This is a genomic window from Cellulomonas jepli (genome assembly GCF_047229345.1).
Taxonomy (GTDB): Bacteria; Actinomycetota; Actinomycetes; order Actinomycetales; family Cellulomonadaceae; genus Cellulomonas_A.
On sequence record NZ_JBFTER010000188.1, the window covers coordinates 1 to 3,039 of the forward strand.

A 3,039-nucleotide genomic window follows, 5' to 3' on the forward strand; every position below is an offset into this window, starting at 1 on the left:
GATCGGGCGTCCGCGACGATGGACCCCATGCGCGCCGTCGTGGTCGAGGAGTTCGGTCGGGTTCCCGTCGTCCGTGAAGTGCCCGTGCCGACGCGTGGTCCGGGCCAGGCCGCCGCCCAGCCGTCGACGGCCGGCACAGGCCCGCGCTCCGGCGGGGCGGCCCCACGGAGCACGGGTGGCCGAGGCGAGCACGTTCCGGCGCCGGGCGCCGGTGCGCCGCACCACGGGAGCCACGCCGCACCGAGCGAGGTGCCCGCCGCGCGGGCCGACGCGTGGCGGCGGGCCTGGGGCTTCCCCGAGCCCACGGACGACGAGCAGGACGACGGGACGACGAACCGGGAGGGACAGCGATGAACGCACGTGCACGCCGTCGCCTCCCCGCCGCGGTCGCCCTCGGGCTGGTGCTCACGCTCGGCGCGTGCGCCACGCCTCCGCCCGAGCCGCAGCCCGAGGCGGTCCCGGCCGTGCCGCCCCCGGCGCTCACGGTCGCGCAGTCGACGAACGTCCTGGACGACGTCGGTGCGGTGCTCGCGGCCGGCGACGCCGCCTTCGACGCGACGGGACTGCCCGCGCGGCTCATGGGGCCGGCGCTCGACGTGCGCCGCCTCGAGTACGCCCGGGCGACCGCGACCGGGGGGACCCGGCTGCCGACCGCGCTCCCGACGGACGCGCAGGCGACCGTCGTCCCGAACACGACCGAGTGGCCGCGGACGCAGCTCGTCGTGACGGAGCAGCCGGACACGCTCGAGGCGCCGCGCATCCTGGTGCTGCGGCAGGAGGCCCCGCGCGAGCCGTACAAGCTGTGGGGCTGGGCGCGGCTCGGTCCCGGGGTCCAGATGCCCGCGACGGCCGACCCGACGCTCGGCAGCGCGACGGTCGCACCGGACTCGACCGCGCTGCTCGTGCCGCCCGCGTCCGTGCTGCCGCAGTACGCCGACGTGCTCGCCAACGGGGACGCGTCCGGGAACGCGGCGACGTACCCCCAGGACTTCTTCCGGCAGACCATCGAGGCCGCGCGCGCCAACATGCAGGCCGCGGTCGCCCCGGTGGGGACGGTCGCCGAGACGTACGTCCCGCGGGCCGAGGAGCCGGTGGCGCTCGCGACGGCGGACGGCGGCGCCCTCGTCGTCGGGGCGATCGACACCACGACGACGTTGGCGATCGCCGAGCCGGGGATCGACCTCGACCCCACGACCGCGGCGCTCGCCGGCAAGCCCCGTGTCACGAGCAGCCTCGTGAGCACCTGGGCGGACGTGCTCGTCTTCTACGTCCCCCCGGCGGACTCCGAGACGAAGCAGGTCCAGCTGCTCGCGGGGGAGCACGCCCGTACGTCCGTCGCCGGTCAGTAGCCGGCCAGCCGACCAGGAGAGCCTCACGATGAGCCAGCCGTCCGCCCCCCAGCCTCGACTCGACGTGCGCGGGGCGATCGACCTGTCGTCGCTCGCGCGCCCGAGCGCGCCGCCGCCCGGCGCGCCGGGCGGTCCGCCGGCCGCTGGTGGCTTCGTGGTGGACGTCGACGAGGCGTCGTTCGGCCAGCTCGTGCAGGACTCGACGACCTACCCGGTCGTCGTCCTGCTCTGGGCGCCCTGGAGCCAGGTCAGCACCGGGCTCGCCGCCGACCTCGGCACGCTCGCCGACGAGTACGCGGGCCGCTTCCTGCTCGCCCGCATCGACGGCGAGGCCAACCCGCAGATCGCGCAGGCCTTCGGCGTCCAGTCGCCGCAGTCGCTCCCGGTCGCGGTCGCCGTCGTCGCCGGCCAGCCGCTCCCGCTGTTCCAGGGCGCCTACCCGATCGAGCAGGTCCGCGGGGTGATCGACCAGGTCGTCGCGGCCGCCGCGGCCAACGGCGTGACCGGCACCGTGCCGGGCGGGAGCGCCGCCCCGACGGACGAGCCCGAGGAGCCCCCGCTCCCCCCGCTGCACCAGGCGGCGTACGACGCGATCGAGCGCGACGACCTCCCCGCCGCGCAGGAGGCGTACTCCCAGGCGCTCCGGGAGAACCCGCGCGACGCGATGGCTCGTGCCGGCCTCGCGCAGGTCGGCCTCCTGTCCCGGACCCGGGACGCGGACCTCAACGCCGCCCGGCGCGCCGCGGCGGACGACCCGCGGGACGTCCCGGCGCAGCTGCTCGTCGCGGACCTCGACGTCCTCGGCGGGAAGATCGACGACGCGTTCGCGCGGCTCGTCGACCTGGTCCGCGTCACGGCGGGACCGGAGCGGGAGCGCGTACGGCTGCACCTCGTCGAGCTGTTCGAGGTGGTCGGCAGCGAGGACCCGCGGGTGGGTGCCGCGCGCCGCGCGCTGGCGAACGCCCTGTACTGACCCGAACACTGACCCGGGCGGCCCTCGACCGGCCCCCGATCCGGCCGTGGGGGAGCGCCCCTGCGCCGCACCAGCATCGACGACCGCGCCCGGTCCACCACGACGGTGGGCCGGGCGTCGTCGTGCCGGGCGCCTGGTCGGCGCCAAGCGGGCCGGCGGCCGAGCGCCCTCGGGGCTCAAGTGACGGCCGTCACCTCCGAGCGACTTGACCGTCACCCGGGCCGCTGCGTAAGTTTCTCGATGTCGCCCGGCAGGGAGGAACGGACACCAGCGAGTCATCCTGGTGGCTGGTCCCACCGAGGCGGCCACCCCCGAGCAGTTACCGAGGCGCTTCTGGCGCCGGTCGAGACGCGTTCGGGATGAGCTAGTCTCTCTCCTCGGATCGGCCCAGCGGGCCGGCCCGGATCACCCCGAGCGGGTGGTCACGGAGAGCGAGAAGCTCCGGTAAGGTTCAGCAGTCAGGCCGCCCGGCAGGGAGGAACGGACACCAGGAACGCTCCTGGTGGTCGGTCCCACCGAGGCAGCCACACCCCGAGCTCGTCCGAGGCGGTCTTCCGCCTCACCTGGCGCGCTCGGAGCGGATCTCGCACCCACGATCGGCTCGAAAGAGCGGGTTGACGGAGACGAGGGAAGCACGTAAGATTGAGAAGTTGCCTCCGGATGGGTCGAAGGGCCTGGATGGATGAGCGTCTGCTCCTTGAGAACTCAACAGTGTGC

Annotated in this window: 2 protein-coding genes and 1 pseudogene; all 3 read left to right on the forward strand. The window is 75.3% G+C overall.

Annotated elements, in window-relative coordinates; all coding sequences use genetic code 11:
* A pseudogene (locus tag AB6N24_RS22935) lies at positions 1-354 on the forward strand (hypothetical protein); the annotation flags it as partial.
* Positions 351-1,349, forward strand: coding sequence for a DUF8094 domain-containing protein (locus tag AB6N24_RS22940; RefSeq protein WP_412871669.1), 999 nt, complete (start codon positions 351-353; stop codon positions 1,347-1,349). The pseudogene AB6N24_RS22935 and the gene AB6N24_RS22940, both read left to right, overlap by 4 nt.
* Positions 1,350-1,377: 28 nt before the next feature.
* Positions 1,378-2,322 carry a tetratricopeptide repeat protein gene (locus AB6N24_RS22945; RefSeq protein ID WP_412871670.1) on the forward strand — a complete coding sequence of 315 codons (945 nt, stop codon included), beginning with the start codon at positions 1,378-1,380 and terminating at the stop codon, positions 2,320-2,322.
* The last annotated feature ends 717 nt before the right edge of the window (positions 2,323-3,039 follow it).